We start from the raw sequence: 23,083 nt of genomic DNA on the forward strand, positions 1-23,083 counted from the left end.
TATAAATAAAGGAAAATAACATGACAACCAATGTTATGGATACGTCCAAAAATAGTAGCGTGGTTCCAATGGCCATTGTTGCGGTATTATTTTTTATACTGGGCTTTGCTACTTGGCTAAATGGCTCATTAATGCCGTATTTAAGTCAAATTTTACAGTTAACTCCGTTTCAAGGGTCGTTAATTTTATTTTCCTTTTATATTGCCGTCACCTTTACTGCGCTTCCCTCGGCCGTGTTAATTAAAAAAGTTGGCTATAAGAACGGGATGGCGCTTGGCATGGGGTGTATGATGTTAGCGGGTTTACTGTTTATTCCTGCTGCTATGTCACAGTTTTTTCCTCTTTTTTTATTAGCCCAGTTAGTGATGGGCGCAGGTCAAACTCTATTACAAACTGCGGTTAACCCGTACGTAGTGCGTTTAGGGCCAGAAGAGTCGGCTGCTGTGCGTATTAGTATTATGGGTATTTTAAATAAAGGCGCAGGGGTTATTTCTCCGATGGTATTTACGGCCTTAATTTTAAGCAACTTTACCGGTACGGTAGGCACAGAGCTTAGCCAAGAGCAAGTTGATGATATGGCCAACGGCCTTATTTTACCTTACTTAGGCATGGCCATATTTATTGGTTTATTAGCTTTTGCGGTTAAAAAGTCGCCGCTACCTGAACTTATTAATGATGAAGTTGACGCAATAAACGATAAGGGTGAAATTCGTGAAACACTCTCTCATCCAAACTTAGTGTTAGGCGCTATTGCGATATTTTTGTACGTGGCGGTTGAGGTTATTGCAGGCGATACCATAGGTACTTTTGCACTATCGCTGGGAGTCGAAAAATATGGGGTAATGACCTCATACACTATGATGTTTATGGTGTTTGGTTATATTTTAGGTATTTTACTTATCCCTAAATTTATTTCTCAGCAGAGCGCTTTAACCGCATCGGCTGTATTAGGGATTGTTATTACATTATGTATTTTACTGCTTGATGCACAGTCGTTTGTTATTGCCAATGCGCTATTGGTGCCTTTAGGCGGCGCTAATTTGCCTGATGTTTTACTGCTGATTGCCTTTTTAGGCTTAGCAAACGCGATTGTTTGGCCTGCGGTGTTCCCACTAGCATTATCAGGGTTGGGTAAACTTACTAGTACTGGTTCTGCGCTTTTAATTATGGGGATTGCCGGAGGTGCATTTGGTCCCGTTTTATGGGGGCTACTGAGTGGCTTTACCTCGTTACAAACAGGCTACTCGGTGTTGTTACCTTGTTATCTATTCATATTATTTTATGCCGTGAAAGGCCATAAAATGAAAAAGCAATAACCTCCACCAGCTATCCCTAGCTCAGTGCACTTTGCAGTATAAAGTGCACTGATTATCAGCTTAATCGCGTTACTTTAAGTTTTATCCTACCGGCATTCGCACCATAAAAACGACTTAAATCATTAGCAAAAGGGCAAAACTCTCCCGATTTTTTAATGGTTATTTCAACGCCTTCAGCAATTTCAAAGGCATGTTCATCGCTTTGACCAATCGTGCCGATCAAGCTAAACCACTGCGATGTAGCTAAACGTCTAAATGGCTCAAGTAATGCCATAGGGATTTCTTTAACGCCGAGTTGCACGTTATCGCGATGCCACCCAGAAGGAGAGCACTTTATACCATCGTCATACCAATATTGATTAGGATAAGGTGTAAAACGGTAGGTCGCACCTTGGGCAAGCATTAAGCCGGTGGCGTTGTAGGCTTCACTGGCATATACCATCACATCTTGGCTTTGGTTTATGCTAAGTAAACTCATATTTTGGTTGGCTAGCATTATATGGGCACTGAGTCCCATAAAGTTTAACGTGCTGTCGTCGCTGTAAATCATTTTATAATGTAAGTTTTTTAACGATTCGGGGCGATAGCTGGTTAGTTTATTAATTCGCTGTGCAACACTGTGATGTATTAATGGGGCGACGTGGCTGATTTCATCGTCAATTAATACACAGCACTGCCTATCAACAAGTTTAAAAAATGAGTTTAGCCAAAAGTAATTTTGCTGATGACTTAACGCCAGTGGATCGGGAATAACAGTCACATCGTCTTGGGCAACCAAGTTACTCTCAGGTAAAAGGTTTTCGTAATCGATGTCATGACTGGTTAGCAATGAAACTGACAGTGGCTGAGCAATGAGCCACTCAAGTGCATAACGCAAGCAAATATCGGCAAGTCCATCGCGATAGTAGCCGCCTCCCACATCAGAATGGGCTCCTGCAAACCACAGCTCGGTAATGTTAGCTTGCTGGTTCATTAACGTCGGTTCAAAGGCGCGACGTTTTTCATCAAGCGCTACACAGTGCAGCGCCTCAGAGACATTACTGGCAATGGTGTGATTTTCAAAAATAACATGCTCTGCACCCCAAGTGGCTTTACTCACTTTTGACATGCCAATTGAGGCCACTGTATCAAACACACATAAATACACCTTTTCATGTATGAGTGGCTCTAAGCACTTTGCAAATCGCCGCGCTAATGCAGCGCCTCTGCTAAAGCCGGTAAGTAGGAGGGTATCGCCGCTTTGGTAATGCTGTTTAAAATCATTAATAGCTTGATTTAAAATGCTGGCTACATCGTCTGAACGTGGGGCGAGTGCTTGATTTAAAATTCGTTTTAAACGACTGCCTTTAGTGCCTATGCCTTGGTAATAAAAACTTAACTGTTTGGAAAATGGGGTGGTGGGAGAATCATCAAGTTTACCACCGAGCAATAAGTGTAGTTTTAAAATATTAGAAATACTGGCGTCTTCTTTAAAATGCTCTGTACTAAACTGATCTGCGTCTCGGGGTTCACTGCCGGTACCATCAAAATTAAAAATAAGCGTTTTATCCGACATAGCCTGTTTCCTTAAAATTTTTGTGTACTTTATATAGCTAATATTAAAAATTAAAGACAGTGGTAACTTAAATTACCACTGTCTTTAATTTTGGCTAGTGCAGCTTCATTTTAGGGCGCACAACACGCAGCACTTTTTCGCTGATCCACAAAGCAAAGGTTTTGGCACTGCCATGAATAGCGCGCTGATGCATTCTATATAATGAAATATACATAAAGCGGGCAATTTTACCTTCAATAAAAAAGCTATTACTGGTTAGGTTACCCATTAAGCTGCCTACTGTGCTGTAGCGCGATAAATTAACCAGTGAGCCATGGTCGTTATACTCGAATTTTTTAAGGGGCTGCTCACGTAATGTGGCGATTAAGTTTTTTTCAACGCATTGTGCCATTTGATGTGCCGATTGTGCGCGTGGCGGCACTTGCGTACCATCATCTTGCGTAAACGCGCAGCAATCACCGAGCACATATATTTGTGGGTCAAGGTTGCTTTGTAAGTACTCGTTTACTTTTATTTGGTTATTACGAGTCAGCTCAAAAATACCCAGCTCTTTAATAAAGTCAGGTGCTTTTACGCCCGCCGCCCACACCATAATATCCGCATTTATTTGCTCATCATCATTGGTGATAAAGCCATGTTCGGTTGCTTGTTTAACTTGGGTATTTTCCCGAACGGTGACGCCTAATCTTAATAACTCACGCTTGGCCGAACTGGCAATTCGCTCAGACAGCGCCGGAAGAATCCTGGGGCCCGCTTCAATCAGGTGAATATGTAAACGCTTAGCCGACATATTGGTTAAACCGTATATTTTTAGTAAATCAGAAACATGATATAGCTCAGCCGAGAGCTCAACCCCAGTTGCTCCACCGCCAACAATGGCGATGTTTAATGAGTGTAATGGGTCATCGTCTTGATGAAGGCGAGTAAAGTTATCCAGCAGCGCGTGTTGAAAGCGCTCGGCTTGTTGGTTTGAATCAAGGTAAAAACAATGCTCTTTAATGCCTGGCGTATTAAAGTCGTTACTCACACTGCCAATAGCAATAACTAAATGATCATAGTGAACGGTGCGTTTAGGTAAAATTTGATGCCCTAACTCGTCATATAGAGGGCTTAAGGTAATGGTTTTATTGTTGTTATCGAGGTTGCAAAAGGTACCAAGTTGAAAGTTATAGTGGTGTTTGGCAGCATGCGCGGAGTAAACAACCCCATCTAAATCGGCATCAATAGAGCCAGTTGCAACCTCGTGCAATAACGGTTTCCATATATGAGTGCGATTTTTATCGATGAGTAATATATTTGCGTGTTTTTTCTTTCCTAATTTGTGCCCTAATTGAGTTGCTAGCTCCAGCCCACCAGCGCCACCGCCGATGATGACGATTTTTGGTATGGTTATATCCATGACTATGCCCTTAAAAATAATATACCGAAGCAATTTCTGTACGTTGATTTTTAAAATGACTTGGGTATCAAAAAATTATTTTGGCAAAGCTCGTTTTTATGGGGCTATAGTGTGCGCCTAATTAAAGGATATGTCAGCAATAAATCACGTCATTTGATGTATACTGATATGCAAATATTTCATCTACTGCGCATTTACAGCATTTATGGGCACCGACATAAAAAGGACGCTTTTATGAGTACCTCGCTAGTTCAGTCTCTTGAGCAACATTTTGGTTTTAATCAGTTTAGAGCAGGGCAACAACAAACCATAGAGCAGCTGCTAAATGGCCAATCATCACTGGCAATATTTCCTACAGGATCGGGTAAGTCGTTGTGCTATCAACTCACCGCGTTACATTTACCGCATTTAACGCTGGTGGTATCGCCGTTATTGGCCTTGATGAAAGATCAAATTAGCTTTTTAAATAGCAAAGGCATCTATGCCGCCAGCCTCGACTCAAGCCAAGACCAAATGCAAAGTAGCACTGTAATGAACGACGTACGAAGTGGTAAAGTTAAAGTGTTAATGGTGTCGGTTGAGCGCTTTAAAAACGAACGCTTTAGGGAGTTTATAAGCCAAGTGGCGCTTTCTATGTTGGTTGTTGACGAAGCGCATTGTATATCTGAATGGGGGCATAACTTTAGACCCGATTACTTAAAACTACCTCGTTACCGTGAAGAGCTAAATATTCCGTTAGTGCTACTATTAACCGCTACCGCCACTAAAAAAGTAAAACGCGATATGGCCGAGCGCTTTGCTATTGAGCCACAATGTATTGTGCAAACGGGGTTTTATCGCGCTAATTTAGATTTAAATGTGCTGAGTGTTAAAACGGCGGATAAAAACAATGAGCTTACTAAAATTGTCCGTGCGCAAACCGGCCCCGGTATTGTGTATGTCACGCTGCAGCAAAGTGCTGAGCAAGTGGCCAATATGTTAAGCGCGCAGGGCCTGCAAGCAGTGGCGTATCATGCAGGGCTTGAAGACACCCTACGCGGGCAAATTCAAGACGATTTTATGGCAGGCAAAATAAATGTAGTGGTTGCTACCATTGCCTTTGGTATGGGGGTTGATAAATCAGACATACGCTTTGTAATTCACTACGATTTACCTAAATCAATAGAAAACTACAGCCAAGAAATTGGCCGCGCAGGGCGTGACGGCAACCCATCAAATTGTTATACCCTGGCTAATTTAGATGGCTTAAATACAGTAGAAAACTTTATTTACGGCGATACTCCAGAGCTCAGCGGTATTGAATATGTTATTAACGATATTCGCCAAGCTCAACAGCAATGGGAAATGCAAGAATATAGCCTTTCAAGCGAGAGTAATATTCGCCAACTTGCCCTTAAAACCTTGCTGGTACAGCTTGAAATGCAAGGCGCAATAACCCCGCAGTATGCTTATTATGCCGATTTTAAGTATAAATTTTTGGTTGATAAAAATGAGTTACTTAGCCAGTTTGATGAGCAGCGCCAAGCTTTTTTAACACAAATATTTAGTCATACCGACTTTAAAAAAATATGGGGCACACTTAATTTTGACTCCCTAACGCAAGCCGCGCAGGTTGACCGTAAACGTGTGGTAGCCGCGCTTGACTATTTGGCTGAAAAAAACCTTATCACCCTTGAAACCAAACGTATTACTCATGTGTACAAAGTGCATAGCGAGGTGATTAATAATCCTGCACTTGCCCAGCAGTTACACGATTATTTTACCGATAAAGAGCAAGCGGAAATAAAACGGATTGCTGCTTTAGTACGCTTTTTTGAGCTGCAATCTTGCTTAAGCTATAACTTAGCCCGTTACTTTGATGATGCGAATGCGCCACAGCAGTGTGGACATTGCTCGGTGTGTCGTGGGCATTCAGTTAAGCTTGAATATTCAATTCCCCCTGCAACGATTGATACAGCGCTTATTTATCAAAAGGTCGATGAGTTTTTAGCGCACATGGCAACTAAAGGTGTACACAATGTAGGTATTGAAACCCAATGCCGGTTTTTAGCGGGAATGAGCGTGCCACTGTTTGCGCGTAATAAAGTACGTCAACTAAGTGGTTTTGCACTGTGCGAGCAACAGCGCTACAGCGAAATTAAAGGGACATTGCTATCAAGGTCGATGGCTAAATAATATTAGAAATCAGTAAAAAAATAAAAGAGTGTTAATTTTTTGTTTCTTTTTCTTGCTTTACTATACTCAAGTTGGCTATGACAGCCATTATAATAATGAGGTGATCAATGAAACTGCAAAAAATTATACTATTGGGAGCATTTATATCAGCAAGTAGTTATGCTGAAATTAATATTTCGGGTTTTGCAAGTATTAATGCAGGTAAGGTACTGAGCGGTACAGGTGTCCCGCAATATGGCGTTGAACCAACATTTCTTGCGGACTATCCAAATGTTAGTGCATACACTGAAGATTTATCCTTTTCGCCAGAGTCTTTGATTGGATTACAGGTATCAGGCGATTTGGGTGAAGGTCTTTCTGTAACAGGTCAGCTAGTTGCCAGAGGAGTCAACGACTTTGAGGCAAATTTTGAATGGGCTTATATTTCTTACGATATTAATGATAATTGGACTATTCAAGCAGGTAAGAAGCGTTTACCACTATTTTACTACTCAGACTTTTTCGATGTAGGTTATGCATATGTATGGATGCGGGCCCCTGCTGACAACTACACATGGCAAGTATTTAACTACGAGGGGGTTAATTTACTTTATTCAGGCTCTGTAGGTGATTGGGGAGTTTCTGCAAATGTTTATACCGGTAAAGAAGATGATGACGATAACAAGCTGTTGTCAGACTTCTTCTTTCAAGAGCCGACAAGAGAAATTTGGGAAGATATGTTAGGCGGCGTACTGTTACTTAATCGTGACTGGCTCGAACTAAGAGTGACCCACATGCAATATACCAACAAGCGTTTTCGCGCGGGTGAACCCGTTTTGTGGGATGGTAAAGACAGTAGAGATGGTAAATTTTATGGCTTAGCTGCAAATCTTGATTTTGGTGATTTTTTCGTTTTAAGTGAGCTTAACCGCTTAGACTTAGATGGTAATCTCGACACTTATATGATCAGTGCGGGCTATCGTTTTGACTCTATTACACCTTATGTCATGTTTTCAGACTTCGAACAAGAAGGTGAAGGTGATACAGAGCAGCATAATACATTTGCTGTTGGTGTGAGGTGGGACTTTCATCCGTCAGCTGCATTTAAAGTGCAATACGATAGAGTCAAAGATGACTCGTTTGATTTAGCTGTGGCCGGTGATAGTAAAGCTATCACGCTTGGTGTCGATGTTGTATTTTAAGGAGAAGTAAAATGAAAAAATTAATATTAAGTGTAATATTCCTGTTTACGAACTTCGCCTATGCAGATTTTGCTATTATCGTGCATCCTTCAAATGAAAGTAGCTTTGATGAGTCTGTTATCAGCCGAATTTATACAGGAAAAGAAAAGTCATTTAGCAATGGCAATAAGATCATTCCAATATCTCAAGAACCAAGTAGTGCTGCAACCGAGCAATTTAATAGTAAATTACTTAATAAAACGTCTTCTCAGTTAAAAGCATATTGGTCAAAACTAATTTTCACAGGAAAGGGCACACCACCTAAAGAGTTAGAAAATGACAGTGAAGTAATCAAAATGGTCGCAGCTAACCCTGACACCATTGGCTTTGTCTCTTCATCAGCTGTATCGGATAACGTTAAAGTGGTTTTCAATTTTTAATCTTAAATAAGCGTGCTGGTTAATCAGCACGCTTTTTTAGTGATTAGTTAATTACAATATAACGATGTTTAATATCTGACGTTATTTTACTGTCACCCTTGCCTCGCTCGTGTATCCTATAGCTTGTATATCATTTATCAAAAGTCTGTATGCCAAACTCAATCATTGCTGTTGAAAATATCAATACCCAACCAGTCACTTGCGCTAACTGCCAAGCGTGTTGCTGCCAATTAGAAGTGCGTATTGTCACTGATACCGGTGTTCCTTTTCGATATATTGATTACGACAAATGGGGCAGTGAGGTCATGAAGCGCGGCGACGATGGCTGGTGCGAAGCACTTGATAGAAATACCCTCATGTGTACTATTTACGAAAATCGCCCATTAACGTGTCGAGAATTTGAAATGGCATCGGGTGAGTGTATTACTGAGCGGGAGCTAGCGGGTATTTAAAACGCGGGCTGATTAACCCGCGTGAATGTTTGTTAGCCAATAGAGAGTTGCGCGCTTGGGTATCTTAGCTTTTTAGTGCGTGGACTTGCTAAAAAATAGGCGATAGTGAGCGGACCTACTCTGCCCATGAACATTAAAAACATAATAATAAACTCTCCCAGTGGTGATAGCGAGGATGTTAAACCACGTGAAAGCCCTACCGTCCCCAGTGCAGATACCGCTTCAAAAGCAACATCTAAAAAAGGCGCATCTTCGACGACCAGTAAGGTAAAAATAGCTAACCAAGTGACTCCTGCTGAAATAATGGTTAAAGCTAATGCTTTATACACAGATTCTTTGTCTATTTCTCGGCGTAACACAGTGACGCCTTTGTCACGTCTTAGGTAGCTATAGGTTGCTAAAATTAAAACGATAAACGTAACGACTTTAATGCCACTTGCGGTACTTAAAGAGCCGCCACCAATAAACATAAGCATCATAGTTAAAGCGGTGCTGGCATTTTTTAATTCTTCAATGGCAATGGTATTGAATCCCGCAGTACGGGGAGTGACAGCTTGAAACCAAGCAGCTAACCATTTACCTACTTCAGGCAGTGGTTGCAGTGTTTTTGGATTATCGTATTCAATCGCGTAAATAAGCAATAATGCAATAACGTTAATAATAACTGTGCTGATCAACATTAATTTACTGTAGGGACTGAGCTTTGCCCAACGCTTTGATTTATATAAATCCATTAATACGGTAAAGCCAAGCCCACCAATAATAAACAAACCGGTAATAGTTAAATTCACAACGGGGTCTTCAACATACTGCATTAAGCTGTTAGGACTCAATGCAAACCCTGCATTGTTGAAAGCGCTAATGGTATAAAAAAGAGCATGAAAAAAGCTTTTCTGTAAACCCATTTCAGGTAGCCAATACAGCGTTAAAATAACAACGCCTATGGATTCTACGATTAGTGCAAACAGCAAAACAGACTTAGCGGTATTGACCAACGTAGATGTATCTGTTTGATTAAAAGCAGCTTTGGTGACTGTTTTTTGAATAAAGCCAACTTTATTTCCCAGTGCCATTAAAGTTACAACCGCAAAGGTCATTAACCCCAGACCACCCAGTTGAATTAATAACGCAATAACGCCTTGTCCAAAAGGGGTAAACACTGAACCGGTATCCACTACAACCAGTCCAGTTACAGTCACCGCAGAGGTTGCCGTAAACGCACTTTGTATCCATGAAATAGGCTCATAGGTTGCAAAAGGCAGTTTTAATGCCAATGCCCCTAGCGTTATTAATATTAAAAAACTGCAACATAAAATAAGAGGCGGAGCCGCATTGATTTTTTTATGCCCACTGACTTTGCGCTCAATAGGCGTTTTGAGAGGGTGCCATAAAACCATGATTATAAGAGCCTTGGAGCTAGATAGTTTAATTCGACTCGGCTACCTGATAGCAGTAAGGTGTCGTGGGTATGTAACTCAAAGTCGTCATCAAGTTTGACAAACGTTTGCTTGGCGCGCTTTACCAATAGAGGGTCTACAGTGCCTTTTATTTCTCTGAGTAGATGCCCTAGTTTTGTTTTATGTAGGTGAGCTTTTATACTTACTTCAACAACGTATAAGCCATTGCCTAATGAAATATAGTCGTTCACTATCGGGTAATTAAGCGCTTGTGCAACGCGCACCCCCATTTCTTCCTCAGGGTGAATAATGCGTGTTACACCTAATTTAGAGATAATAGTGTGATGGGCTTTAGTACTCGCTTTTACCCATATTTGCTCAACAGCTAAGTTTTTTAATGCAAGCGTGCACAGAATGCTCGATTGCATATCTTCCCCAATCGCCACTAAAACAGCCTGACTACTCGCTAAATCAAGCTCTTTAAGTGCGGCTTCATCGGTGGAGTCGCAAACGACGGTTTCAGATAAATGCTCAACATACTTTTCGGCGAGTTTTGGGTTACTATCTACGCCAGTCACTGTGTGTCCTAAATGAATTAACTCAAGACTTGCTGCAATGCCGAAGCGACCTAAACCAATCACTGTAAAATGTGCCATATTATTCCTCGTTATTTTTTCCAAAAGCTATGAGTAAAAAGTGCAAAAACAGTAAAATATTCTAACCGGCCCACGATCATAGCGACCGAGAGTATCCAAATACCGGTATCTGAAACGGGTTGAAAGTTAGCGCCAACTTCACCAAACCCAGGGCCAAGTACATTGACGCAAGCAGCTACCGCAGTAAATGCACTCCAAAAATCAAGACCCGTTGCCATAAGTAACATTGTAAACAGTAAGCTTGTACCAACAGCAAAGGTCATAAATGCCATAATTGCATGGCGTACATCTTCTTTAACGGGCGAACCTTGATATTTAAGTGTGAATATCGCTCTTGGATGAAGTAGCTGTTTAATATTGTTATTAATCATTCTGCCAACAATAATGTTACGAATTATTTTATTTCCGCCAGCGGTTGAACCTGCGCAACCACCAAGATAGCCAGCAATAACCAGCAAAAACCCAGCCTCAGCTGGCCAGTCAGTAAAGCCTGCTGCGCCATAACCGGTGCTGGTAATAAAAGAAATAATATGAAATGTGGAGAAACTAAATGCTTCAAGTACATTTGAGTAGCTGTCTTTAAGCAGCAACATGGTGGTTAAAAGAACTGATAAAAACACGACGATATAAATAAAATAACGTGTTTCTTCATCGTGATAATAACTAGTAATGGCTCTTTTGTGCGCCACTTTGAAGTGCAAGGCAAAGTTAATCGCACCTGCAAGCATAAAGACATTAGCTATCCACAGCAGTAAATGGCTGCGGTAATACCACATACTGGCATCATGCGTTGAAAAACCCCCAGTTGAAACTGTGGTAAAGGCATGTGCAATCGCATCGTATAAACTCATTCCACCAGCATAATAGGCTAAAATACAAAGTACCGTGATTGCAAAATAAACACCCCATAAATAATGCGCGGTACTGGCAACGCGCGGAGTTAATTTTTCGTCTTTAATGGGGCCTGGGGTTTCTGCTTTTAATAATTTCATGCCACCAATATTCAGCATAGGTAAAATAGCCACTACAAAAATTACTATGCCTAAACCGCCCATCCATTGTAAAAATTGTCGATACAATAAAAAGCTAGCAGGCATGTTATCGAGCCCTGATAGCACGGTTGCACCAGTAGTAGTTAAGGCGCTAATTGACTCAAATACTGCATCGCTAAAGTTAACGCCAGTGACAACCAAAATGGGAATAGCGCCTAACACACCGGCTATAATCCACGTTACTGTGGCGTAAATGAGTGCATCTCTGAATGTTGCACCGGTATAATCTGTTTTACGTAAATTGATAAGTAGCATTAAAGCGACTGAGATCATCGTTGCGCCAGAAATAAGAAACGCACTAATAACGCGATCTTTAAAAATAAATAATGAAAGCGCTGCGAATACTAGTTGCACCACTCCCATCCAAATAATAGGAAAGGCGAGTAGTCTTAAGGTGATTTTCCAATTTATCATCAATACGCCTTATCAAATACCTATTGCAGGTAACACGCAATCACTAAAGTTGAGTTGAATATACGGGATCAAATACTAAAGTCAGCGCTGCACTGCAAAGCTTTATAAAGATTTAACGAACGAGATAAAGAACTTTATAAAAACTTTATAGAGGCAATATCGAAAAGGCAGTAACCTAAGTGCTCAAATGTTAGAGGAATAATTAATGAATCAGGTCGAGGCCAAACCAAGTTGGTATAAAGCATTTTTTTTGGCGGTAATAATGCCATTAATTGTGGTTATGGCCATTTTCCCTGTACGTAACTGGTTTACTACTACCGATATTGTAATGCTTCAGTTATTGTGGGTGACTTGGGTTGCTGTACGTAGTAACCGTCGCCTTGCGATACTGACCACCTTAGTAAGTGTCGCATGTACCGATTGGTTTTTTGTTGCCCCTAATTTTACTTTTCATATTGAAAACATAGAATATTTAGTAACTTTTATTGTTATGCTAATTGTTGGTTTTGTGATCAGTCAATTGGCGGGGGAGCTCAGTACTAAAGTCAGAGATGTGCAATTACACGCAAGTAATAGCCGCACCTTGTATGAACTGGCAAAAGACCTAAATAGCCTAGATACGCTGGACGAACAAAAAAAGTACTTTGTACAGCGGATCGGTAAGCATTTAAATGCATCTTGCACATTTATGCCTGCAGCACCGCGAGGCAGCAGTGAATTTATATTACTTAGTGAGGCTAACCCGAGCTGGGGCGGGTTTAATTTTACTAAACGGTTAACGCAAGGGCAAAAAGCCTTTGCTGATACCGCTATTTCACTGCTTTATCAAGTACATGAAAAAACGTTATTACGCCAGCAGTCGGCTGCTATTTCGGTGCAAGCGGAATTAGAACGCGCTAAAAATGCACTTTTACGTAGTTTGTCACATGATTTACGCACACCATTGGCAACTATTATGGGCGCATCCAGCATGCTTGCAGATGATGAAATTACCCTCAGCGACAGCGTGATAAAAGAGCAAGCGAGTAATATTTATGAGCAAAGTAAAATACTTAATCAGCACTTTGATAAAGTCATGGAGTTAAGCCGAGTTAATAAAATGGGTGAAAACCTATGTTGGCAAACAATAAACTTACAAGCATTACTCAGTGAAGCCAAAGCTCGCAGACAGCAGCAACTCACTCATTTTGTTATAGATACCAATATAGACGCTCAGTCAAAATGCATAGGGGATGTGACTTTATTAGAAATTGCGCTAGCTAATATGCTCGAAAATGCATGGCGTTATGGTGATGGGAAGGTGAGCGTTGAATTTACTCAAAGTAGCAATCAGCAAAAGGTATGTTATCAGTTACTTCTCACTAATAACGTGATCACTAAAGCGCAAACAAGTAGCGATGAAGGCGTTGGGCTGGGCAGTATTATTTGTGATGTGGTAGCTAAATTTCACCAAGGTACATTTACATTAACAATTAACAACGAGACACAGATGGCGTACGCAAAATTGATCTGGGAAAAAGACAATGACTAAAATCTTAATATTGGAAGACTCTCCCCCTTTACAAAGCTTTTTAAAAACCTTGTTGCAAGCCAGTGGTTACGAGCTAAGTATTTGTGATAAAGGCTTAGATGGTTTTGCACGTTTAAGTGAGCAAAGTTATGATCTTGTGTTATTAGACTTAGGCTTGTTAGATATGGACGGTCAAGACTGGCTGATTGAGTTTCGACAATGGAGTGCCTTACCTGTTTTGGTGCTGTCAGCGCGAGATGGCGAAGTTGAAAAGGTAACCGCGCTTGATAATGGAGCAAATGACTATATTACCAAACCGTTTAGCGCGAATGAGTTACTCGCCAGAATTCGGGTGTTATTGCGCACCCAAAGTCAGCCGAGTGTGGCGTTTACCTGTGGGAATATAAAAATAGATCCACAAAAGCACATAGTAACCACCTCGGGGAATGAGATAAAACTGACTAAAAAAGAGTACGCAATATTATTATTGCTGTTTCAAAATAAAGATAAAGTACTCACTCATAATGCAATTTTAAGCCATGTTTGGGGAGCGCAGTACATAGATCGTCCTGAATATGTGCGGGTACATGTAGCGCAGCTCAGACAAAAACTAGAAGCTAACCCTGCTAGTCCAAAATACATATTAACTGAACCCGCTGTGGGTTATCGGTTGGTCGATTAAACAATAAGAACTTTACAGTCTGCTCTACAACTCAGCGAGTCTGATAAATTATATAAATAACGCTTTTGTTTCCAAGCGATACTCTATTTAACAACCTTGTCCGTTATATAGCGGGTATTTTAATACCCCGCTTCTGCATTAATTTCTACACAATTGATTTGCCTAGAAAGTTTTTATAGTCTAATTTTTAAGCTTAATACTTCAGATCCTCAGGATGTTGGCTTGCTTGTTTAAGCCTAAAATTATGCGACTACCACTCATACACTCTTTGCAAGGAAAGATGCTGCTGTATTTGGCATTGCCCGTCATGCTCATTATTGCCAGTATCTTGAGTTATTGGTATTCAACTAGCCTTAATCAGGCTGTTATACAAGCAAAACTAAATTTAAGCCAGACGGCAGATACGATTGCCGCGAAGGTAAATGAAGAAACGCAATTAGCGGTACGCACTACAGAGATTATGGCCTTAGCACAGCAAAATGGGTTGTTTGGTGATAGAGAGGCAAGTATTAATTTTGTTCGTGCAGTGCTTAAAATGAACCCTTCATTTGTGGGGGCTTCGTTTGGTTATGAGCCTAATGCCGATAATCAAGATCAAGCCTATATTAATGCTCCACCGTTAAAAGAGGGCGTTTATGTAGACCAAACTGGCCGTTTTTTACCTTATTGGCATCGTGATTTTAATGACTCTGAACGTTTGTTACTTGAGCCCTTGGTCGATATGGAATCAAGTCTTTATTATGAGGGAGTACGTCAACAGTTTTTACGTGATGGTAATACCGAGACGATGATCACTGAGCCCTATGTTTACGAGGGAAGAATGCTGGTTGAACAAAGTTCGCCAATTATTATTAATGGCGAATTTGTCGGTATGGCAAGTGTAGATAGAGCACTTGCTGATATAACGGAATTCTTACAAACCATAAAGCAGCAACTAAAAATTGATGTTTTGTTACTCAGCCAACGTGACAACGTGATTGCCACGACATTAAATCATTCAGGACTAAAAACGAAAGCCATTTTAGACACAGATTATGCAAGTATAGCCAAACAGCTAAAATCACAGGGGCAAGCAAGAGAAATATTATCTGCTAACGATCCTTTTGATTCTGGAATATTCTATTTTGATAAAGCCAAGGTTGCCACTGGGCATTGGACAGTGATAGTGCGTCGCTCTGAAACCGATATTATTGGGCCTATTCAAGCGCAATTTAGCCCATTATTGGCAGCGGCTTTTGCAAGTGTATTACTGGTGTTTTTACTCTTTTGGTATTTTATTAACCGAACAACCAAGCGTATTAATATTGCGATTAAATCTGTTGAACAGCTAGCTAATGGAGATTTATCTATTCATGTTCAAAAGTATATGACTCAAAAGGATGAGCTTGGCACCATGTTTAGAAGCTTTGAGCGTTTAATTAAAGCCAGTAAAGATATTGATCAGGTTTGCTCTGCGATTGCAGCTGGGGATTTTTCTCAAACAGTTTCTAAGCGCAGCCCTTATGACAGTTTAAGTGATTCTATTAATTTAATGTCGAGTAAACGCCATGAGGCAGAGCAGGCTCTACTTGAGCAAACCATAGAGCTTCGTCGCACTCAGCAGGAACTTGTTGAAGCAGAGAAAATGTCTTCACTTGGAAGTTTAGTCAGTGGTGTGGCACATGAGGTGAATACACCGTTAGGTGTTTGTGTGACAGCGACATCTCATTTGCGAGAAATGTTAATTGAAACTAAAAACAAAGTGGCTTCTGGCACCTTAAGTAAAACAGAGTTTAGTGAGTTTATTAGTGAAGTTGATTTAAGCTGTGACATTTTGCTAAAAAACATGCAACGTGCCGCTGATTTAATAAGCAGTTTTAAACGTGTAGCGGTTGATCAAACAACCGAAGAATTACGTAATTTGTATGTAAGTAGTTATTTTAATGAGGTGCTAAAAAGCCTCTATCATACCCTTAAAGCAACACCGGTTGATATTACCATTAGTGCAACGGAGCCTGAGCCAGAAGTGTATTCTGATCCCGGTGCCTTAGCGCAAATTCTCACTAATCTAGTAATGAATTCAATTATTCACGGTTTTCAAAATGGTAGAAAAAAAGGGCAGATAAGTGTTCATATTGAGTACTTAGACTCTGTCTGTATTCATTATCAAGACAGTGGTCAAGGCATGACAGATGAAGTTCAGAAAAAAGTGTTTGACCCGTTTTACACTACAAATAGAGCGGGTGGCGGCAGTGGCTTGGGGATGAATATTGTTTATAACCTCGTAGTTCACCGCCTGAAAGGGCAAATTGCAGTAAAGCAAAAAGAATCCACAGGCGTTTATTTTTTCATTCAATTTCCGGTAACGCCACCGAATTAATTAATAGCAGGGTGTGTTTATGGAGTGGTTACAAGATGATGTAGTGTCAGATAAAGCGGTTGCTAACAGCAATGCTAAGCCATGGAAAATCTTAATTGTTGATGACGATGACTCTGTGCATCAGGTAACTCAACTTGCAATGAAGCGCTTTGAATTTGAGCAACGCCCTGTTGAACTACACAGTGTTTACAGTGCATCTGAGGCGAAAGAGAAACTACAAAGCTCAGAACGTTACGCATTAATTTTACTAGATGTCGTAATGGAAACAGAACATGCAGGATTAGATCTTGCGCGATTTATTCGCCAAGACTTACAAAATGGTTATAGTCGAATTATTTTGCGAACAGGTCAGCCTGGGGTTGCGCCTGAGCGCAGTGTTATTCGCGATTATGATATTGATGGCTATAAAGCGAAGAGCCAACTGCAAAGCCAAGATCTTGAATTGATTTTTTATACCTCTTTACGAGCCTACCGTGATATTTGTATGCTACAAACTCACCGCTATAATTTAAAAAGACTAATAAAAGCTATCTCTACCATTACCCAAATTGGTGACTTGGTAGAGTTTACCTCTGTTGTCATGGAAGAGTTAAAACTTGTACTGAATATGAGCTCGGCCAATTTATATATTGATGCGCCTAAAGTATTTGGTATTTGTCAGTTAGATGAAAAGTTGCAAATGATTGAAGGGGAAGTCTCAGGTATACATCTGTTCACGGGAAGTGGTATTGATAGTATTCCGAAAAAGCATCAAGAGTACTTTTTAAGGGCGAAACAAACCAAGCAGAATTTTATTGCAGAAGATCATTATGTTTATTTTCATCATTCACAAAAAGGTCTAGATTCAATACTCGCATTTCAATCATTGCAACCGGTTAAAAAAGAAGCGCAACAGCTTGTTGACTTGTTTTTGGGCAATGTTGTTCTCACATTTGAAAGTTTATTATTAGCTAATTCAATTGAAGAAACCCAGCAGCTGGCTATTTCACTGATGGGAGGTGCCATGGAGTCGCGCTCCAAGGAAACGGGATCTCACGTAATTAGGGTTGGCTTATATGCAAAATTACTCGCGCAGCTGCATAATCAAAATCAAGCGTACTGCGATAAAATTAGCCTAGCTGCGCAATTACATGATGTAGGAAAGGTAGGTGTACCAGATCTCATTTTAAACAAGCCGGCAAAATTAGATGCTGACGAGTGGGAAATTATGAAACAGCATACCACTAAGGGCTGGGAAATTCTCAAAGGGACAGCTAATCCTGTTATTGATATGGCTGCAAACATTGCGATTGATCATCACGAGCGTTGGGATGGAGCCGGTTATCCGCACGCAAAAAAACAGCAAGAAATCAGTTTAGAGGGACGAATTACTGCGATTGCTGATGTGTTTGATGCGTTATGTTGTCGCCGTTGTTATAAAGAGCCTTGGAGTATGGATGACGCAAAAGCGGAAATAATTAAAGGTGCAGGTAATCATTTTGATCCAAACTTAGTTGCACTTTTTGAAGCACATTTTAATGATTTTAAACAAATCTACCTGGATAGGCCTGAATAGCAAGGCAGGTATCGCTTTGACTGTGAAACCACAATCAAAGCGAAAGTTAAGTTAGTCGTACTTGGCTTCTAACTCGTTAGCGGTATGAAATTTTTCATGAGATTGTAATTGCTCATCGTATTTAAGCAGGTTTTTAAAGTGCTCTAACTGGCCTGCATTTTTAACGATTTCAACAATAAACGACATCATAAAATCGGCACCGGTTAGGGTCTCGCCCACTAAATAACGCTTGCCTTCAAGACGGCTGTTAAAATAGCTAATCACTTTAGCGGTTTCTGCATCAGCATAGCCCTCTAAAAACTGGGTTTTAGCACCATCTTTTTGCACAAACATTTTGAGTAAAAGCGGTAAAATTGCTGAACTTTCTGCAAAATGTAGCCATTGCTGGTAGTCAACGTAATCAGGGGTGCCTGCTTTTGGGGCAAATTTACCTTTGCCATATTTAGTGATCAGGTAATCTGTGATAGCGCCAGACTCGGCAATCACTAAGCCATCATCTTCTATAACTGGCGATTTACCCAGCGGATGCACATTTTTAAGCTCATCAGGGGCTAAAAAAGTCTCAGTGTTACGTTGGTAAGCAACAATTTCGTAATCGACCTCAAGCTCTTCTAGTAACCAAATAATACGTTTAGAGCGAGATTTATTTAAATGGTGTAGTTTAATCATTTTCTTCCTTATTGAGCTGTGTTGAATTACAACACAGCTTGAATATTATAGTGGGCTGTTAATCTTTACTACGGTTTTACCAAAGTTCTTCCCACTGATCATGTCGTTAAATGCACTGATGGTGTTTTCAATGCCTTCTACCAGATGTTCGCGGTATTGAATTTTTCCGTCTTGTAGCCATTTTTGCATGTCTTGTGCAAATTCGTCATAGCGGTGGCCATAATCATCAAAAATAATAAAGCCTTGCATTTTGATGCGCTTAGTTAGTAATTGCCCCATTAGCATGCCCATGCGGTCTGGGCCCTCAGGCAAGCTGGTCGCATTATATTGCGATACCAAACCACAGATAGGCACGCGCGCTGAGGTATTAAGCAAAGGTAATACGGCGTCAAACACTTTTCCGCCCACATTTTCATAATAAACATCAATACCTTGGTCACATGCTTTTTCTAATTGCTCGGCAAAGTCATCGGCTTTGTGATCAATACAGGCATCAAAGCCTAGCTTTTCAACGGCATGAGCACATTTTTCGCTGCCACCGGCAACTCCAACCACTTTACAGCCTTTAATTTTAGCAATTTGGCCAACCGTTGCACCAACAGGTCCCGTTGCTGCTGCAACGACCACGGTTTCACCTGCTTTAGGGGCGCCAATATCGAGTAAACCCATGTAGGCGGTAAAGCCAGGCATACCCATAATACCCAATGCGTATGAAGGGTTTGTTGGTTCTTTACCTAATGACATTAAGCCTTCGCCATTTGAGATGGCGTAAGTTTGCCAACCTGTGTACGCTAATACCCATTCGCCTTCGCTAAATTTATCGTTTTTAGATGTTTCTACTTGGCACACCGTTGCACCAACCATTACATCACCAATTTCGACAGGGTCGGCATACGATTTAGCATCGCTCATACGGCCACGCATGTAGGGGTCTAATGATAAGTAAATTGTACGCAACAGTACTTCGCCCTCTTTTAACGATGGAAGCTCTTTGCTTTTAAATTCAAAGTTGTCATTGGTAGGGGCGCCATGTGGGCGCGAGGCTAAAGTAAATTGACGGCTAGTTGTAGACATAAAAATCTCCAAAATAAAGTGAAAAAACCACCTATTACCGAATGTTTAAGCTTTAAAACAATACACGGCTCAACAATAATGCGCGGATAGGCAGATAAAATTTGTACCTTGATACACGAGCTTTGGGCGAGAGGGGGTTAATTCAACCTTTGCAAACATTTAATTAGAATAATTACTCTGTTTTTAGCATGCTAAATATATGGCTATCAAAATAGTGACCATTTTTATAAATTGCTTGTTTTAAAATAGCCTCGGTATTAAAGCCACTTTTAAGCAGCGCCTTTATTGAGCCCGCATTACCAGCAAATACAGCTGCATGAATACGGTTTAAATTAGTACTTTTAAACACTTCTTTAGGGTCTGTTGACCTTTGCGGATTACAATTTGTTCAAACTAGGGGCGGTTTAATCGCGGCGCGAGGTTTGTAACCTAGTGGGCTAAGTCAAAACCGAGCAACAAAGAGTAAATAGCCCCTAGGCAGAACCCGAAGGGCAGCGCCTGTTTAGCATTAATGCTGCGTTATCGCCTATTTATGGGGAATAACCACACCTCATAGGCTCTGCCTTGCCTAAATACCAAACAGACTGTTGCAAATTTAACCTTGAAAGGTCAACAGACCCTAATAATCAACCCAATGGCTTGGGTGATAATACCTTGCCCCCAATATTGCTGACTAAGCCAATAGCCAATTTCGCCACTGCGGCTATACTCAAATTCACCAGGAATAACACCAATACAACCAACACACAGGCCATCAACTTCAATGGCTTTAATGATGCCACATTTTGCTCCCTCGTTTATCCACCAATTCGCATCTGCCTGCGTATACGGAAATGGAATTTTAGAGGATAAATAGCGTGCTACTTGTTGATTGTTCAAAATGGTTACGATTTGTAAGGTATCGTGTTGCTTGAACTCACGTAAAATCATCATATGGTAAATAAGTTTATTATTATCAACCAATAACCTAGCAAGCTTTAGGCGTTTAAACAATGAAACTATCTTTTTAAAATTAAAGTGTATACAGCTATAACTTTGCTTTAAACTCTTTTAAAATATGATAAAAAGTACCTACACAGAGTCACTATGCACCCACACATTGCCGCCCTTTATAATAGCGCTAAAAAGCCTAGTCGTTTAATTATTGGCCTAATGAGTGGCACCTCTTTAGATGGTTTAGATGTGGCGCTATGTAAAGTAACCGGAGCGGGTTTGCATACCCAAATAGAGGTATTAAAATTCACCACGGTTGAGTACAACGACGAGTATAAAACTAAAATAAAACAGGTGTTTGCTAAGCGCGAATGCGATTTAGAAGTGCTGACTTTGTTACATCCGTGGGTAGGTAAACTCCATGGTGTTATGGTTAATCAGTGTTTAGCACTGTGGCAAGTAAATCCAGCCGATATTGATGTAATAGCCAGTCACGGGCAAACTATTTATCACTGCCCGCAATCCCAACATAACCACCACGATTTTAAAAATGGCACGCTACAAATTGGCGACAGCGATCAAATAGCGTTTACTACAGGCATTACCACGATAGGTGACTTTAGGCAAAAGCATATTGCTGCTGGTGGTGAAGGCGCACCATTAGCTGTGTATGGAGATTATTTGTTTTTTGCCAGCCCAAATGAAAATCGTATTTTACTCAACATGGGGGGCATTGCTAATTTAACATTTTTACCTAAAAACGGCGATACTGGAGCGGTCTTTAGCTCTGACATTGGCCCTGGCAATACTATTATGGATGCTTATGTACAGCATTATTTTAAAGGGCTGCATTATGATGAGGGAGCTAAACTTGCCAAAGCTGGTAAAGTGAATACAAAGCTTCTTGCTGCGCTTACCGATAACGCGTTTTTTAAATTACCACTGCCTAAAACAACCGGACCTGAGGTGTTTAATTTAGCTTATTTACGGGCGGCACAAATGCATTCAACGACACAAAGACTAAACCACGAAGATGTTTTAGCGACTTTAAATGCCCTTTCTGCCACTACGATTGCCAAGGCGTTAAATGACTGTGCTCAACATACTCAAGAGTGTGTAGTATATGCCAGTGGTGGAGGTATTCATAATCCATTATTAATGGAGCAATTACTGATGCACTGCCCAAACATTAAGGCGTTTAAAAACACCGAGAATTTAGGCGTAAATCCTGATGCCAAAGAGGCCGTGCTGTTTGCTATTTTGGCAAATGAATGTTTGGCAGGGCAACGTCAAGGCTTAAATAATAACAACCAAGGGATTTTAGACATAACTATGGGTAAAGTGAGCTTTGCTGATTGAGTAATAAAAAACCAGTGGAAAATTGTGCGCCAATAACTAAAAAAGCGAAAGTAAAGCTGTTCCCATATTAGCGAAATACTGACGTACCCGATGCGGCCTAGGCGGCGCTATATAAGTTGCAGGTGCAGTATAACCACTACCAAATTGGTTAATATGCATATCAAACTGCAAACTATTTTTTAACGTGCCGTGCTTACCATGCAAAATCATTTGCATCACAAAATCATGACTATGTGCTATTTGACTCAAAGTTAGGTTGACTCGCCCTTGTTCTAGATCAGATAGGTTGAGTGTTTTTTCTGTGTAGTATTGAGCCGCTCGTGCATTTGGCTCAGTTGCGCTGAGTGAAATAATATCACTTTCATGAGCAGCCTCAGGTAAAACGCATTGCAGTGTGATTTGATGCTGACTGTTAGCATCCTGCGATAGCGTTTCAAATTCCATGCTGTGACTCATTGCCGCAGACATAGGATCTTCAAATGACGGAAGTGCAAAGGTAAGTTGCACTATAGATTCGCTCATGAGGGGCTTCAAATGCTATTTTTGATTAATAATGCAGCTATTATTACCGATCATTATTGCAAAATTATGACTAAACAAAACGACTTCATACATGAGCTGGTTTAAATTACATTTTACAACTAAAGCTATTGTTTTAAATCAATATTATATTTAATAAATAAACTACAATAGTCGCTTAATAATATCGTTTATTAAATGCAAGGACACAACGAGGCCTTAGCTTAGCAATAACAATAATGCTTTTATCGAGCTTGCTGGTTGTTAATTAATGTTGCCTTTATTGTTAATTAAAGGTGTTTATTTGTGTGTATTTTCTTAATTTTGCAATAAAATTGCTTGAAAAAAAACCAAGCTAGCCATAAAGTGCTTTTAAGAGCCCAAATACATAACACACTACCAAACAG

Annotated in this window: 19 protein-coding genes and 1 pseudogene; 10 read left to right on the top strand and 10 right to left on the bottom strand. The window is 40.4% G+C overall.

Annotated elements, in window-relative coordinates:
• The first annotated feature begins 20 nt into the window (after positions 1 to 20).
• Complete coding sequence (gene nagP / locus PTET_RS16495) at positions 21 to 1,316, top strand: N-acetylglucosamine MFS transporter NagP (RefSeq protein WP_016899128.1); 1,296 nt, start codon at positions 21 to 23, stop codon at positions 1,314 to 1,316.
• 55 nt (positions 1,317 to 1,371) lie between these two features.
• Here nagP and PTET_RS16500 read toward each other — a convergent pair whose 3' ends face one another.
• Together PTET_RS16500 and PTET_RS16505 are read right to left on the bottom strand one after the other, a co-directional pair.
• A complete protein-coding gene (locus PTET_RS16500; protein WP_096038984.1) occupies positions 1,372 to 2,871 on the bottom strand; it encodes a phospholipase effector Tle1 domain-containing protein in 1,500 nt (499 codons plus the stop codon).
• A 94-nt stretch (positions 2,872 to 2,965) separates the two neighbouring features.
• A complete protein-coding gene (locus tag PTET_RS16505) occupies positions 2,966 to 4,270 on the bottom strand; it encodes an NAD(P)/FAD-dependent oxidoreductase (RefSeq protein ID WP_016899130.1) in 1,305 nt (434 codons plus the stop codon).
• 234 nt (positions 4,271 to 4,504) lie between these two features.
• On the opposite strand from PTET_RS16505, the gene PTET_RS16510 reads away from it, so the two are divergent.
• The 4 genes from PTET_RS16510 (at position 4,505) to PTET_RS16525 (ending at position 8,497) form a co-directional block, all read left to right on the top strand.
• Positions 4,505 to 6,445, top strand: a complete 1,941-nt coding sequence (locus tag PTET_RS16510; protein WP_028834291.1) for a RecQ family ATP-dependent DNA helicase — start codon at positions 4,505 to 4,507, stop codon at positions 6,443 to 6,445.
• 107 nt (positions 6,446 to 6,552) lie between these two features.
• Entirely contained in the window at positions 6,553 to 7,626 is a 1,074-nt protein-coding gene (locus PTET_RS16515) for a porin (RefSeq protein WP_096038985.1), read from the top strand.
• Positions 7,627 to 7,637: 11 nt separating this feature from the next.
• Positions 7,638 to 8,045 carry a substrate-binding domain-containing protein gene (locus PTET_RS16520; protein ID WP_013462898.1) on the top strand — a complete coding sequence of 136 codons (408 nt, stop codon included), beginning with the start codon at positions 7,638 to 7,640 and terminating at the stop codon, positions 8,043 to 8,045.
• Between the two features lie 149 nt (positions 8,046 to 8,194).
• On the top strand, positions 8,195 to 8,497 hold the full coding sequence (locus PTET_RS16525) for a YkgJ family cysteine cluster protein (protein ID WP_013462899.1): 303 nt from the start codon (positions 8,195 to 8,197) through the stop codon (positions 8,495 to 8,497).
• 32 nt (positions 8,498 to 8,529) lie between these two features.
• On the opposite strand, the gene PTET_RS16530 is transcribed toward PTET_RS16525, so the two are convergent.
• The 3 genes from PTET_RS16530 to PTET_RS16540 are packed head-to-tail and all read right to left on the bottom strand — an operon-like array spanning position 8,530 to position 12,016.
• Positions 8,530 to 9,894, bottom strand: a complete 1,365-nt coding sequence (locus tag PTET_RS16530) for a TrkH family potassium uptake protein (protein ID WP_096038986.1) — start codon at positions 9,892 to 9,894, stop codon at positions 8,530 to 8,532.
• Positions 9,895 to 9,896: 2 nt separating this feature from the next.
• Positions 9,897 to 10,550, bottom strand: coding sequence for a potassium channel family protein (locus PTET_RS16535; RefSeq protein WP_016899132.1), 654 nt, complete (start codon positions 10,548 to 10,550; stop codon positions 9,897 to 9,899).
• An 11-nt stretch (positions 10,551 to 10,561) separates the two neighbouring features.
• Positions 10,562 to 12,016 (bottom strand): TrkH family potassium uptake protein, encoded by a 1,455-nt coding sequence (locus PTET_RS16540; protein WP_096038987.1) that lies wholly within the window; start codon positions 12,014 to 12,016, stop codon positions 10,562 to 10,564.
• Between the two features lie 205 nt (positions 12,017 to 12,221).
• On the opposite strand from PTET_RS16540, the gene PTET_RS16545 reads away from it, so the two are divergent.
• From PTET_RS16545 to PTET_RS16560, 4 genes are all read left to right on the top strand, one after another.
• Positions 12,222 to 13,547, top strand: a complete 1,326-nt coding sequence (locus tag PTET_RS16545) for a DUF4118 domain-containing protein (RefSeq protein WP_096038988.1) — start codon at positions 12,222 to 12,224, stop codon at positions 13,545 to 13,547.
• Positions 13,540 to 14,208 carry a response regulator gene (locus PTET_RS16550; RefSeq protein WP_096038989.1) on the top strand — a complete coding sequence of 223 codons (669 nt, stop codon included), beginning with the start codon at positions 13,540 to 13,542 and terminating at the stop codon, positions 14,206 to 14,208. The genes PTET_RS16545 and PTET_RS16550 overlap by 8 nt, the downstream gene beginning before the upstream one ends.
• A gap of 244 nt (positions 14,209 to 14,452) precedes the next feature.
• The gene (locus PTET_RS16555) at positions 14,453 to 16,567 is read left to right on the top strand and encodes an ATP-binding protein (protein ID WP_244152527.1); all 2,115 of its coding nucleotides are present in this window, start codon (positions 14,453 to 14,455) and stop codon (positions 16,565 to 16,567) included.
• A gap of 19 nt (positions 16,568 to 16,586) precedes the next feature.
• On the top strand, positions 16,587 to 18,122 hold the full coding sequence (locus PTET_RS16560) for an HD domain-containing phosphohydrolase (RefSeq protein ID WP_033103016.1): 1,536 nt from the start codon (positions 16,587 to 16,589) through the stop codon (positions 18,120 to 18,122).
• A gap of 51 nt (positions 18,123 to 18,173) precedes the next feature.
• Here PTET_RS16560 and PTET_RS16565 read toward each other — a convergent pair whose 3' ends face one another.
• The 4 genes and pseudogenes from PTET_RS16565 to PTET_RS16580 all read right to left on the bottom strand — a co-directional run.
• Positions 18,174 to 18,791, bottom strand: coding sequence for a glutathione S-transferase family protein (locus PTET_RS16565; RefSeq protein ID WP_036983685.1), 618 nt, complete (start codon positions 18,789 to 18,791; stop codon positions 18,174 to 18,176).
• A 45-nt stretch (positions 18,792 to 18,836) separates the two neighbouring features.
• A complete protein-coding gene (locus tag PTET_RS16570) occupies positions 18,837 to 19,865 on the bottom strand; it encodes an NADP-dependent oxidoreductase (protein ID WP_013462909.1) in 1,029 nt (342 codons plus the stop codon).
• Between the two features lie 172 nt (positions 19,866 to 20,037).
• Positions 20,038 to 20,214, bottom strand: a complete 177-nt coding sequence (locus PTET_RS16575; RefSeq protein ID WP_083494676.1) for a GNAT family N-acetyltransferase — start codon at positions 20,212 to 20,214, stop codon at positions 20,038 to 20,040.
• A gap of 275 nt (positions 20,215 to 20,489) precedes the next feature.
• Positions 20,490 to 20,798: pseudogene (locus tag PTET_RS16580) on the bottom strand (GNAT family N-acetyltransferase); the annotation flags it as partial.
• 153 nt (positions 20,799 to 20,951) lie between these two features.
• Here PTET_RS16580 and PTET_RS16585 point away from each other — a divergent pair.
• Positions 20,952 to 22,157 carry an anhydro-N-acetylmuramic acid kinase gene (locus PTET_RS16585; protein ID WP_096038991.1) on the top strand — a complete coding sequence of 402 codons (1,206 nt, stop codon included), beginning with the start codon at positions 20,952 to 20,954 and terminating at the stop codon, positions 22,155 to 22,157.
• Positions 22,158 to 22,193: 36 nt separating this feature from the next.
• Here PTET_RS16585 and PTET_RS16590 read toward each other — a convergent pair whose 3' ends face one another.
• A complete protein-coding gene (locus PTET_RS16590) occupies positions 22,194 to 22,679 on the bottom strand; it encodes a hypothetical protein (RefSeq protein WP_013462913.1) in 486 nt (161 codons plus the stop codon).
• Positions 22,680 to 23,083 lie beyond the last annotated feature (404 nt).

Source organism: Pseudoalteromonas tetraodonis (genome assembly GCF_002310835.1).
GTDB lineage: Bacteria > Pseudomonadota > Gammaproteobacteria > Enterobacterales > Alteromonadaceae > Pseudoalteromonas > Pseudoalteromonas tetraodonis.